Here is an 11,822-nt window from a genome sequence, read left to right as displayed (position 1 = left end):
GTCCAGCTGCTGGTCCAGTGGCTGAACAACTTCTTTGCTTCCGTCGAGGAGCAACAAAAACAACCGGTCTTGTCCCGGATCAACGACATTGTGGAGGTGAAATCCATGTTACTTACCAAAATGAAAGAGCATGACCAGATGATGCTCGAACAAGGTGTCGAGCAGGGCGAAAAGCAGCGGGCGGTCATTACTGCAAAAAAGATGCTGGCCAAAGGCTACTCGATCGAGGAAATCGCCGAGCTTACCGGCCTCAGGCAGCAGGAGATCGAGGCATTACGGGATTGAAAAGAATGGCTTTCCCATCAAAGGAAGCATGACGGATTTTGGATCCGCCAGAAACGGCAAGAGGAATAAAATTCGAAGAGCAGACTCTACCTATCAGTGTGAAAAAGAAAACACCACTGATAGGTATGAATCTACAATTTGCATGCTTTGGAAAAAAGGGGAATTAAACGCATTTCATAAACCCATAGGTGATACAAAATGCGTCACCGCCTTAAAAGCATGAACTATCTGTTATCAAGTTCTGCAATTTGTGCTTTGCTGAGACTATGGCTTCCAGGTAAATCCCGGGTTATATACGTGATCATTGCAGATTTTTCCAATAACTCCAGGCAGTCAAAAGCATCCAACATGGTCTTACCTACCGCTATAGCACCATGATTTTCCATCAATAATACCTTATGAGTTTTTATATCATGTGCTACAGCCTCAGCAAGTCCCTTCGTTCCCATCATTTTATAGGGCACATTGACAATCTCGCCTAAGACACAATATGCTTCAGCAGTAAGTTTTGTGTCTATACTATTGGGTTGCACCGTTGAATATGCGCTTGCATATGTAGGGTGCGCATGGACAACTGCCTGCATATCAGGCCGAGCCTGCAACACCATACGGTGCATTTCGGTCTCGATGCTCAAGGGCAAATGGGGAGTCAGATTTGTTCCATCAAATTTAACTACTGCAATCAAATCGGGTGTAAGATTTCCTTTATCCAAACCTGATGGGGTAATGCAGAATTTTTCATCATCAATTCGTAAACTAATATTTCCACCACTTGCCGTAGTCAGTTGCCGGTCATATAAGCGATTCATATAATCGGCAACTATTTTTCGTTCGTTCTGAAATTCAAAAGGGTCCATGATATTTTCTCTCTCCTTGCCTACAAAGGCACGTAGTAAAAACGTAATGTCGTTTTTCTTCATTTGCTAATCATTTATTTAAGATTAGACGATTATTGTTCCAATCCTCATAGTATTGCTGTATACCCTTATGGATCTTTGGCTTATACGTTATGCATGAGTCCTCTGTAGATCGACTACTAGTAAAATACTCATTGCAAACATCAGCACATCCAATTATCGAGGCCTGTGAATAATCCCCTAACAAGATGATATCTTTCTCCGTTAAATCAGCAAGAAACTGACACAAAGTTGGTGATCGAAAGCCTCCCCCACAACAACGTATATAGTCCCTTTCAAAGGGAATCATATTGCACAAAGATAAATACTGATTATAAATCGCACAAGCAGTATCACTTAGCAACCCCCATGCAAGATCTGTAATGTCACAATCAGCACTAAAAGGCGATTTCATTACGAATCCTCCCATCTTTAAACTTTTCTGGCGGGAAAAAAGTAAAGAAGTGAAAGAAGCGGTACAAGGGAAACCTGTTTTCTCTGCATACTTCTTCTCCAATTCCGCGTAACTATAATCCGAGAGAAAGTGTTCCTTGAATCGTTGATAATTCAATCCTGTAACACCCGGATTTGTTTCAACTAAATAATTCTTCCCTCCTATATTACAATCGACCCAACATCGCTCGTCTGGGTCGTAATATCGCTCCTCATGTATTCTTACCACAGGGGAAGTAGTACCAGAAACAATAACGATATCCCCATCTGTACATTGACTGCTCTTTGCAGCCAATTGTGTATCGGCCCCACCAATAATAAAAACCACATCGGGACCCAATGAAAAGCGCTGCAATTGAGAATGCTTGATACTTCCCAGTTTTGTACCTGAAAGCCGTATCTCGGGAAGTATTCGTGGATCTATCCCATATGCTTTACATATACGTTCCGACCACTGCATATCAATGATATCGAAAAGCTGAGTTTCACAGGCCTGTGACGGTTCAATAAAAATTTCCCCGCAGAAAATCTCACCAATCCATTCGCTCAGACTCGTAATCTTTGAAATCTTCGAAAAATCCTGTGGGTATTTTTTCTTGAAACCCATCAGCTTAGCTGCAATAAAATCTTCAGTTACCCACTTACCGGTACGCTTGTAAATCTCTTGCTTTCCTTCAATCTCGTCCATCCACTGCCGGCCGCGATTGTCTATATTTGGCAATCCCATACATGCCACGTGGTCGGCATCATACAAGACAACACTTTGTCGAGCCCCTGAAGCGGTTATTGCATCGATTTTGATATCAGGGAATTCACGCAACAATTCTTCAGCCATCCATAGAAGCCTCGTTTCCCATTCTTGGGGGTGAAAATATTGTGCATCGGGGTAGTTTTCATCTCTGTAATAGTGATTCTCCACTACCCTGGATCCAATGATTTTCCCTTGCGAAGAGACTATGGCTATTTTCGAATTACCTGTTCCCATATCAAATACGAGATAATATCTATCCATGATGCTTACCTACTCTTCAAAACGTGTTTATTATAAACAACGTTCTCAAGGTTTCTTCCTTCCAGCCATTGGATTACGTTATTCGTAATAATATCGGACTGATGGCTTGTAACTTCATAGGATGCTCCGCAAATATGCGGGGTAAGCAGCACATTCGGGTAGGACAAAATTTTCAGGTCCTCAGGCTTTGGCGGTTCGGTATCCAAAACATCTAGGATCGCACCAGAAATCTGTTTTTCTTTCAAAGCCTCACATAAAGATTCGTAATCGACTACCGCGCTTCGGGCAGAATTCACAAACAAAGAATCGGGTTTCATCAAAGCGAAGAGTTTTTTGTTGACCATACCGCGAGTACTATCCAAAACAGGGAGATGAATGGATACAATATCGTTTTCAGAAAAAATCTCCTCGACTGATCGTTTTCTATAGGAACTCGATGAAGCTTCCACATAGGGATCATAAAACGAGATCTCACAGCCAAAAGCTTCAAAGAGATGTGCGGTCGCTTTTCCTACTGCGCCAAACCCAACAAAGCCAATGTTCTTACCTTGCAGCTCATGGCCCATCCAGAGATAGTAGGGAGTGGTACCTTCCACCCATTTCATCTCTTTCACCCATTGGGTGGCAGGGATGATATTCCTATAAAATGTCAGCACCAAACCGACAACCATTTCTGCAACAGCCTGACAATTACGTGCAGGAGTGCAGAGCACAGGGATGCCGGCAGCGGTACAGGCTTCAACATCGATGTTGGCAGGGTTAGCTCTGCAATCACCAATAGCCTGAAGATTATGGTAATTGTCCAGAACCTTCTTTGTGATACGATCCAACTCCGTAATCAACACATCAGGTTCATATTTCTTCAAGGATTCCAACATGGCATCCTCGTAATATCGCTCTCCTGTTTCTGTCCAAGGGAGGTAGATTACCTCACTAAAATAGTTCTCCAACTCTTCAATACGATTTGGTGTCATTGGGGCACGTACTAATAATTTCATGATTATCCTATTCTTTCTGACTGTTCTTTTCAGAATCAGCGAAATATCGTCTTAGGTCTTGTGGTTGATACACGCCTAAATCAGTTACCACTCCGCTACATAGCTCCGGCGGGGTGATATCAAAAGCCGGATAGAATCCTTCGACCCCATCCATGGTAAGCTTCACATCCAAGGCTTTGAGCACGAGCTCGGGATCCCTCTCTTCTATTCTTACATCACGTATGTCAGGATGATCGGGATCAGGAGTGCCGGTGACATAATAGGGAATACCATAGTAATGGGCAGCCAAGGCAATCTGAAAGGTACCAACCTTATTGATTATATGACCATCCACGGTAATAACATCTGAAGCGGAGGTAAAGAGATCGACCTTCTTTGCTTTCAATGTATAACCCGGCATGTTATCGGTTATCACAGTGACAGGGAATCCCATATCGCACGCCACACTTGCAGTAAGTCGCGAACCCTGAAAATAAGGACGGGTTTCTGCACAGATGACCTTGATTGGGTTGTTCAAGCGCTTACACGCACGTAGTATTGTTCCAACCACCGTATCTCCAAAACATTGGGTCATGATCGTTCCGTTTTTGGGAATCAACTTGGCCAGATTCTCTCCGACAAGCGTATATTTCTTATAGTTATTGTTTACAAAGTTGCATGCATATTGGAACAGCGCTTCTACAAGAGCTTCCCCTCGTGCCCCTTCCCGAAGGCACTGCCGAACAACATCCATTGATCCCCCAACAACCCTTTTCATTTGTTCAACAGTCGTTGGCCGGGCATGGGACAAGGTATAGGCGGCATCCTCCATATATGTAAGGACATCGACATCTTCCCTATCAGCAATCTCATGGGCAGCAAGTGCCATCCCCATTGCTGCTGCAAGATACGGCCCGGCACTTTGCGTTACCATATCTTTAATAGCTTGGGCAACTTCCTGAACACTCTTACACGTTACAAATTCTGTACGAATAGGGTAAATTCTTCTGTCAAGGATCCTAACTTCTCCATTTTTGTACCACGCAATATTTTCATATCGTAAGAGGAAGGCCAAACCTTCATCTGCTCTTTCCATTTTTTCCAATACTCCTATAGTAGGTTTCTAAGATAATAATCGCGAGCCTTACGCTCCTGTTGCGTTTAAGCATTCAGGGCACCTTCTCAATAGGTTGCCATCACATCTTCGAAAATTTCAACAAGCTCGGCTCCTGTCGCTAAAGCTGCTCTTTTCATGATTAATTGAATTCCAGTTGCAATGAGCGCCCGCTCCATAGGAATTTTCGACACAGGATCTGTAACATCATTAAGTTCCTGGACCTTTGCATCACCAACCACACGCCGTATCATTTCGGTTCCCGCATATCCGAATGAGTCGGACCATATGTTTGCTAAGTAATGCTCTTTAAACTTTGCGTTATATAAGGGGAAAGAAACAATCTCATCAAATTTCTTCTCCAGTTTGGCTTTTGTCAAAGCTACAATCTCAGTAATTGCGGTTTTCGCCCATTGAATGAATTCGGTGTTTTCCGGGTGGACATAGGCTTTATGTGCCCAAGCAAAAAACATGTTACCGATGACATTACCGATGTCATATCCAATAGGCCCGTAGTATGCGAATTCAGGGTCTATCACTTTCAGGCCCTCTTCATTAACGAAGATAGAACCAGAATGTAAATCACCATGGACCAAAGCCTGCGCATGATTCATAAATTCATCTCGAAGGATACCGACTTCGGCTTTCAAGTCCCCATTTTGGTAGAGATGTTTTTCAACAAATCCCTCATTTCCGGCAGTAATGATATTTCGCTTTTTGTAATCGTAATACGGTTCGGTAAGAACCAGATCTTCAGTGATATCACAAAGCTCAGCATTTGTGAATTTTTTAACGCGTTCCTTCTTTGTTGCACGATCGAGGACCAAGTCAGTGGATGGAAGCAAGGTATCGGCCATGAACGTGGAAATATCCTCAGCAAGCTTAGGAAAAACCTTCCCTTTCAACATCTCTTTCCTGAGGTTCTTATATGCAGAAATATCTTCCATATATAATGCACACATCACTTCATCATAATAGTAGATTTTTGGAACCATTGAGGGAGCACAGGCTCCCTCAATGGTTAATACATCGGCTTCAATCTTGTTATGATTCAAGTTCAGGGGCCTTCCTGAAGAACGAACAAATTTATCTGCTTGCTTCACAACTATAGATCGTCCCGTATCCTCATCGGTGACAACAAATACATAATTGATATTTCCATCACCAATTTCACGACAGCTAAGTCTTGTACCTGGTTCAAAATAATGAACCAGCTCAATGGTACAAGCCATCACATCCTCTGCCTTCATTAAAAAATGTTTTGAATAATCTTTGTTCATTTTTTATTTATTACCAATAAGGCTTTTCTCAGTAAACTTATTTGGCCAACCGAGACCAATAAAAACGAGCCCAAAGACGATCATCATCAGGCAATACCATACGTACGGGATAATCGTAACCGGTGAAATTTTCGCCATTGCTCCTGCAACCAACAACTGACCGGCATATGGCGAGAGACCGTTAAATGCCGATGAGAAAAGGTCAAGGATACTCGCTGCACGACGCCGGTCGATTCCCATCTCATCAGAAATATCGCGAGCAATCGGACCAGCTGAAATGATGGAGATGGTATTATTTGTAGTGGCAATGTCCAACAGGCTTACCAACGAGGCAATAGCCAGCTCGCCACCTCGTCTTGTCTTGGTCTTTCTGGTAAGAGCATGCAACAGCCAATCAATACCACCAAGGTATTTCATCAAGGCAACCAACCCACCTACCAATACGGCAATCAAAGCCATATCTTCCATCCACGTCATACCAGTATGCACGACCTTCAGTGATTCCAGTAAGGTGAAATCGCCGTGAAAAAGGCCAATTACAACACCACCAAGAATACCGACTAACATCACCTGCATGACATTCATCCCCATAAGGGAGAGCACAATAATGAGAATATAGGGAATAATATTGACGAAACTATATGCATATACGGTTCCAGCCGCAGGCGCATCGATTTTGACAAAGGCTAAAACCAGTACATTTATGATGACCGCAGGCAATACCATCAGAATATTTGCCTTAAACTTATCTTTCATCTCAACTTCCAGCATTCTGGTTGCAGCAATGGTCGTATCGGAAATGAAGGAAAGATTATCACCAAACATTGCACCGCCGACGATAAGTCCGCAGACAAGTGCTACATTCACTCCGATCCTGGAAGAGAGGGCAATACCGATGGGGATCAATGCAGAAACCGTACCCATGGAAGTTCCCATGGAAAAACTTACCAGACAGGCAATAAGGAACAGGCCGGGCAGGATCATCCGCCCAGGGAGGATCGACAAACCAAAGTTTACCATTGAGTCAACGGCATGCATGCTGTTTGCTACACCATAGAAGGCACCTGCAAGCAGATAGATGATTACCATCAAAATGAGGGTATTCTCTCCACCACCTTTGCAGAATATCGTGACTTTATCACCAAACGTAGTTTCTTTATCCCCTTTCTTGGGCAGGACAAATGCAACAATACATGCGATGGAAATACCAATTGCCAATGGAATATTATCAAAACTCCCACTTCCAATCCCCACAGTCACATACAGCACCAAAAAAATAATGAGGGGAAGTAATCCGATAAAACCACCTTTGTCTTTCCCGGCGTCTTCTTTAAGCATACAAAATCTCCTTTACATCCATTCAAAGTTGTAGTTGTGTGTAACCTATCAACGAAACACACACGGCGATCGTGACTAATTATTTTGTGGAGCTCCTTAAACGATTCAACATCTTACAACACAATACCACACAAGTCAAAATTTATTTTCATAAATTTTCAACGTTCTTTTTGCGTACGAATTCGTATAGTGTAAGATCATTTTTTATCTAATATTTTTACTATATACATAAATTTTTTCCTATAAAATTTACATATTAATCATTTATATAACTATATTTATAGTCTTAAGCAAAATAATATAGCGATATTGTTATACGTCATCTTTTGCCTAATACTACTCTATTCCTCTGAAAAGCAAAAAATTCCACATTTTATGTGGATATTTATTTGGAGTGTTGTGGAAGTAATGAAAATTTTAATGTTGCATTTTGTGCTCTTTGACTATATGCTCGTAGTGCCAAGGGAAAAGAATATATTGTTTAGGTGGGTAATACATTGTTAAAAATCGACAGACAGGAATTGATTAAGCAGATCCTTAAAAAAGATGGAAGTATTTTAATTTCAGACATAAGTCAGCAATTGGATTGCAGTTCCGAAACAATCCGACGCGACCTGCTTGAACTGGAAAAGCAAGGTTTTGCTAAAAAAATTTACGGCGGAGCGTATATTCCTAATGAATATGATAAGAGCGTACCAGTCTCCCTTCGTAATACCTTCTTTAATGAAGAAAAAACTCGAATGGCTCATTGTGTACTGGACTTTATCAAAGATGGTGATACCATTTTCCTCGATGCAAGTTCCACGTGTCGTCGGATTGCAGAGGTTCTTATCCAGGTTAGGCGACATATAACCATCATCACAAACTCCATCGATATCATAAATAGCTATCATATGGATGCAGACGAACATCTTATTTGTCTTGGTGGTTTCTGGAATGCAAACAACCGGGCCTTTCAAGGGATTCAGACCCTTTCCGATGTAAGCAACTATACGGCAAACAAAGCTTTCATCAGCTGTCCATCGGTAGAACTTGAATTTGGCCTGACCGATAACAGCCAGGAAGCGGCTGCGATTCGGCGATCAATGCTCGAGCATTCAAGAGAAAATTTTTTAGTTGTCGATCATACCAAATTCAACAGTCATTCAGATTTCGTAATCTCTGATGTATCAAAAATCGACACAATCGTTACCGACTGCAAAATCTCTGATGAATGGGACATATTCTGCAAAAACAACGAAATCAATGTGTGTTACGAACCAAGAAACTAGTAGTAGGAGTTAGAAATGGTCAATTTTCATTATTACAATCCTGCAAAGATTGTATTTGGGAAAGGTGCGGAAAAAGAGATAGGTGCTTTGCTAAAAGAGAACAATGCGACATCGCTTCTCATGATGTATAGCGGGGAATTCATCAAGACCTTAGGCATTTATGATACGGTAAAAAAAGCGTGTTCCGAGAATTCCATTAGTTTTTTTGAATGTGGAGATGTTGTTCCCAACCCCAAGATTGAATTGATTCGTGATTTGGTTGACCGCGGACGAAAGGAATCCGTCGATTTTGTACTGGCAATAGGTGGTGGCAGTTCCATTGATACCGCTAAGGCTGTAGCCCTGGGAATTCCTTATGATGGTGATGTCTGGGACTTCTTTGAAGGGAAAGCCTCAATAGCAGAAGTCCTCCCTATCGGTGTGATCAGTACACTTCCGGCAAGTGGGAGTGAAACTTCAAATGCAGCAATAGTTACAAATGGATTGAGCAAGGTGGGCTTTGAAGATGATCGTATCATTCCCCAATTCGCCATCATGAACCCTGATTTCACCACTACCCTTCCATCCTACCAGACGTCGTGCGGACTGGCGGATATTCTTTCCCATCTTCTGGAACGATATTTTTCCGATACTCCCCATGTCGATACGACTGATTATCTGATTGAGGGGGCAATCAAAGCGTTGTTACTAAATAGTGAACGGATCATGGCAAATCCAAGTGATTTTGATGCAAGGGCGGAAGTCCAATGGCTGGCTTCCATTGCCCATAACAATTTATTGGACACAGGCCGTGTTTCTGATTGGGGTTCTCATCGTATCGAACACGAAATCAGTGCCCAATATGAGCTTACCCATGGCGAAGGGATGGCCGTGGTAATGGTTGCCTGGACGACATACATGGCAGACAAGAAGCCGGAAAAACTCGCTCAACTTGCACATAGAGTATTCAATGTCGATTACCATGATTATACTCCGGAAGAAATGGCACATACACTCTCTTGCAATCTCAAAAGCTTCTTCAAGAACTTGAATCTAAGGACAAGCCTCACGGAAATCGGAATAGGTAGTGACCACTTTTCGGAGATGGCAGCGCGAGCTACCTCCAACGGAAAGAATACGGTAGGTCATTACATTCCGTTGGACCAGGATAAGATTATCGAGATCTTGAACCTTGCGCTGTAGGCCTCCCGCTATCGTGGCCTTATAATTTGGACGGAAGTTCTTTTGGGCGTTCCCCTCGCCTTCGGCTCGGGTCAGTCGACTACGGGGTGCGCTCACGCTTCCGTCCTCGCCTCACGGCTCGGACCGCCTCCGGCGCCCTCCGTCTCCTTAACGCATTTGGAAAAGGTTTATGTTCGGTAAACCAACCGTCGTCAGGGACGGTGGCAACTACCTCACACTCTTTTAATGATTGTCATTTTATCGTGAAATGTGTACTATCAGGTTATGAATACTCAAAAGCTTCATCCCCAATTCGTTCTGAACCAAGATGGAGAACGGACATCCGTCATTCTTCCGATCGAAGAGTTCTATGAACTCCTTGAGGATATAGAAGATTTAGCGACAGTTGCAGAGCGCAGGGGTGAACCCACAGTTCCATTCGACGTTGTTTTAAAAGGTCTGGGTATTCAGGAAAATGTATGAAATTACATTCAAGAAATCTGCTATAAAAGAACTAAATAAGATTCCGAAGAGGGATCAAATATCAATAAGCACAGCTATTAAGAATCTTGCCAGCGCCCCTTTTTCCTCAGGGAGTACAGAAGATTGTCGGGAAACAAAATCTCTATCGAATACGTTCCGGGAATTACCGTGTAATCTACTCACTCAAGCAAGAACAACTTATCATTGAAGTGGTGAGAATTGGCCACCGTAAGGATGTATATAAATAATGAAGGAAGGGCCGGAAGGCCATTCCTCCTAAGTCTTCCTTCTCTATTTTACTTGGTCAAACCCATACATGCCAGAAGAAAATGCATCGAATATCGGCGAATTATTTGTTAAATATTCAGCACGCTTATCCTGATCTATCCCCCCATCTTGCGCACCTGTTCCTGCATGTTTTTTATTCTGAGCCCGTCTGTCAAACAGTTTTGCAAACTATTTAAGGTGGAACCTGCCGGTATAATCTGACTATGCAGCAGCCTTAAGCTCCTTTTCCTGGAATGATTCATACATCTCCTCCGGTGTTCGATAATCCAGACTTTGGTGAAATCTTCGGCTATTGTAGTACCGGGTGAGTCCAGCTTTCAGCTCCCGCACCGACTCATAGGATTTCAGATAGATATCTTCATACTTAAGAGTACGCCAGAACCGTTCTACGTAGATATTATCCCGCCAACGGCCCTGACCATCCATACTGATTTCTACACCTTCATCTTTCAGGATTTGAAGAAAGCCATAGGAGGTAAACTGACTTCCCTGGTCTGTATTAAAGATTGCAGGCATGCCATAGTTTCTCAAGGCGTCTTTTAACGCTTCACGGCAGAACTCTGCATCCATTGAGAAAGAGATCCTATAGCTCAATACTTTCCGGCTGTAGAGATCCATAATGGCAACCAGATAAACATATCCTGTTTCAAGCTTCAAATAGGTAATATCGGTGGTCCAAACTTGATTGGGATATCTGATCCCCTTTCCTTTCAGCAGATATGGATAGACCGGATGCTCCTTCTTCGGGATGGATGTCAATTTCTTCGGTGACAGCGCTTTAATGCCCAATTCTTTCGGTAGTATCAATAAACTTGCACAAATTCTTTTTGCCTCAATCTGAAGAAATCACTTATGAGACCTGATGTTCTTCCTGATCTAATTCAATCATCAGGTCAATATTCAGATACTTTCGTTCACTCCATGAAGAACCGGCGATGTGACGCAGCCGGGCCGCGACCAGCATCAGGGCAGATTCTCCATCGGGGAATGAACCGATTACTCGTGTCCTCCTTCTGATTTCTCGCATGATTCTTCTTTCAAGATGACGTACAATATCTTGCGCAAATTCTAATTTTGATAAAAAGAAAGTCCTCAATCTGACGATTGATTAAGTACGACCAAAACCAAGTCAGAAAGAGGACTATATGAACAGTAAGATTATCGAGATAAATGAGGAAGAAGTCAAAAACCATTTAGGGAATTTTGTTAGAGAAACGGTAGAGGAAACATTGAATGCCATGCTGGAAGCTGAAGCCGAGCAATT

Annotated in this window: 10 protein-coding genes and 3 pseudogenes; 5 read left to right on the top strand and 8 right to left on the bottom strand. The window is 42.6% G+C overall.

The window, feature by feature from the left end; translation table 11 throughout:
• A pseudogene (locus tag F459_RS22750) lies at positions 1-285 on the top strand (Rpn family recombination-promoting nuclease/putative transposase); the annotation flags it as partial.
• Between the two features lie 224 nt (positions 286-509).
• On the opposite strand, the gene F459_RS0121005 reads toward F459_RS22750, so the two are convergent.
• The 6 genes from F459_RS0121005 to F459_RS0120980 all read right to left on the bottom strand — a co-directional run bounded on the left by F459_RS0121005 (position 510) and on the right by F459_RS0120980 (position 7,355).
• A complete protein-coding gene (locus tag F459_RS0121005) occupies positions 510-1,205 on the bottom strand; it encodes a class II aldolase/adducin family protein (RefSeq protein ID WP_020614625.1) in 696 nt (231 codons plus the stop codon).
• A 7-nt stretch (positions 1,206-1,212) separates the two neighbouring features.
• Positions 1,213-2,646 (bottom strand): FGGY-family carbohydrate kinase, encoded by a 1,434-nt coding sequence (locus tag F459_RS0121000; protein WP_020614624.1) that lies wholly within the window; start codon positions 2,644-2,646, stop codon positions 1,213-1,215.
• A 5-nt stretch (positions 2,647-2,651) separates the two neighbouring features.
• Positions 2,652-3,644, bottom strand: coding sequence for a 2-hydroxyacid dehydrogenase (locus F459_RS0120995; protein WP_026295143.1), 993 nt, complete (start codon positions 3,642-3,644; stop codon positions 2,652-2,654).
• Positions 3,645-3,651: 7 nt separating this feature from the next.
• Positions 3,652-4,719, bottom strand: coding sequence for an S-methyl-5-thioribose-1-phosphate isomerase (locus F459_RS0120990; RefSeq protein ID WP_020614622.1), 1,068 nt, complete (start codon positions 4,717-4,719; stop codon positions 3,652-3,654).
• Positions 4,720-4,805: 86 nt separating this feature from the next.
• Complete coding sequence (gene mtnK, locus F459_RS0120985) at positions 4,806-6,017, bottom strand: S-methyl-5-thioribose kinase (RefSeq protein ID WP_020614621.1); 1,212 nt, start codon at positions 6,015-6,017, stop codon at positions 4,806-4,808.
• Between the two features lie 3 nt (positions 6,018-6,020).
• Positions 6,021-7,355: a Na+/H+ antiporter NhaC family protein gene (locus F459_RS0120980; RefSeq protein WP_020614620.1), complete on the bottom strand. Its 1,335-nt coding sequence runs from the start codon at positions 7,353-7,355 to the stop codon at positions 6,021-6,023.
• A gap of 485 nt (positions 7,356-7,840) precedes the next feature.
• Here F459_RS0120980 and F459_RS0120975 point away from each other — a divergent pair, with 485 nt between their 5' ends.
• The 4 genes from F459_RS0120975 to F459_RS24730 all read left to right on the top strand — a co-directional run bounded on the left by F459_RS0120975 (position 7,841) and on the right by F459_RS24730 (position 10,518).
• Positions 7,841-8,626 carry a DeoR/GlpR family DNA-binding transcription regulator gene (locus F459_RS0120975; protein WP_245540247.1) on the top strand — a complete coding sequence of 262 codons (786 nt, stop codon included), beginning with the start codon at positions 7,841-7,843 and terminating at the stop codon, positions 8,624-8,626.
• Positions 8,627-8,641: 15 nt separating this feature from the next.
• On the top strand, positions 8,642-9,808 hold the full coding sequence (locus tag F459_RS0120970; RefSeq protein WP_020614618.1) for an iron-containing alcohol dehydrogenase: 1,167 nt from the start codon (positions 8,642-8,644) through the stop codon (positions 9,806-9,808).
• 264 nt (positions 9,809-10,072) lie between these two features.
• Positions 10,073-10,270, top strand: coding sequence for a hypothetical protein (locus tag F459_RS0120965; RefSeq protein ID WP_020614617.1), 198 nt, complete (start codon positions 10,073-10,075; stop codon positions 10,268-10,270).
• Positions 10,271-10,356: 86 nt separating this feature from the next.
• Positions 10,357-10,518 (top strand): type II toxin-antitoxin system RelE family toxin, encoded by a 162-nt coding sequence (locus F459_RS24730; protein ID WP_169517970.1) that lies wholly within the window; start codon positions 10,357-10,359, stop codon positions 10,516-10,518.
• Positions 10,519-10,759: 241 nt separating this feature from the next.
• Here the strand turns inward: F459_RS24730 and F459_RS22745 are convergent.
• Both F459_RS22745 and F459_RS23800 read right to left on the bottom strand, forming a co-directional pair.
• A pseudogene (locus F459_RS22745) lies at positions 10,760-11,359 on the bottom strand (IS3 family transposase); the annotation flags it as partial.
• Between the two features lie 49 nt (positions 11,360-11,408).
• A pseudogene (locus tag F459_RS23800) lies at positions 11,409-11,591 on the bottom strand (IS256 family transposase); the annotation flags it as partial.
• Between the last annotated feature and the right edge of the window lie 231 nt (positions 11,592-11,822).

The sequence above is a fragment of the Sediminispirochaeta bajacaliforniensis DSM 16054 genome (genome assembly GCF_000378205.1).
GTDB classification, from domain to species: Bacteria; Spirochaetota; Spirochaetia; order DSM-16054; family Sediminispirochaetaceae; genus Sediminispirochaeta; species Sediminispirochaeta bajacaliforniensis.
This window is presented reverse-complemented; position numbering and strand designations above follow the sequence as displayed.

Bases quoted from the DNA above. Each gene is read 5' to 3' on its own strand.
- F459_RS0121005 (WP_020614625.1), bottom strand. From the start codon at position 1,205: ATGAAGAAAAACGACATTACGTTTTTACTACGTGCCTTTGTAGGCAAG.
- F459_RS0121000 (WP_020614624.1), bottom strand. From the start codon at position 2,646: ATGGATAGATATTATCTCGTATTTGATATGGGAACAGGTAATTCGAAA.
- F459_RS0120995 (WP_026295143.1), bottom strand. From the start codon at position 3,644: ATGAAATTATTAGTACGTGCCCCAATGACACCAAATCGTATTGAAGAG.
- F459_RS0120990 (WP_020614622.1), bottom strand. From the start codon at position 4,719: ATGGAAAGAGCAGATGAAGGTTTGGCCTTCCTCTTACGATATGAAAAT.
- mtnK (WP_020614621.1), bottom strand. From the start codon at position 6,017: ATGAACAAAGATTATTCAAAACATTTTTTAATGAAGGCAGAGGATGTG.
- F459_RS0120980 (WP_020614620.1), bottom strand. From the start codon at position 7,355: ATGCTTAAAGAAGACGCCGGGAAAGACAAAGGTGGTTTTATCGGATTA.
- F459_RS0120970 (WP_020614618.1), top strand. From the start codon at position 8,642: ATGGTCAATTTTCATTATTACAATCCTGCAAAGATTGTATTTGGGAAA.
- F459_RS0120965 (WP_020614617.1), top strand. From the start codon at position 10,073: ATGAATACTCAAAAGCTTCATCCCCAATTCGTTCTGAACCAAGATGGA.